The following is a 363-nucleotide window of genomic DNA, read 5'->3' as shown; positions in this document are numbered from 1 at the left end:
ATGTACACTGAAAACTACACAGAAGAAATGAAATGTATCAAAATCATCGAGTCGCACGACAGTGTGAACAGAATGGTTTAACTGAACATTTTAGGATTCAAGCATAGACATCATAGTGATATGATACCTTTAGCGAACAAATAGTTAAGCTACAAAGGGCATATGGCGGATGCCTAGGCGTTCCGAGCCGATGAAGGACGCGATAAGCTGCGAAAAGTCATGGGGAGCCGCAAGTAGGCTTTGATCCATGAATCTCCGAATGGGGCAACCCAGTACAAGTTATGTTGTACTATCTACGGAAGGCACACCCGGTGAACTGAAACATCTAAGTAGCCGGAGGAAGAGTAATCAAACGAGATTCCC

The 363-nt window shown here is 44.1% G+C and carries 1 rRNA gene; it reads left to right on the top strand.

The annotated features are described in order from the left end of the window. Positions 1–142: 142 nt before the first annotated feature. A 23S ribosomal RNA gene (locus ACE419_RS11585) occupies positions 143–363 on the top strand; the annotation flags it as partial.

It is taken from the genome of Mitsuokella apri (assembly GCF_047974105.1).
Lineage (GTDB): Bacteria > Bacillota > Negativicutes > Selenomonadales > Selenomonadaceae > Mitsuokella.
This window is presented reverse-complemented; position numbering and strand designations above follow the sequence as displayed.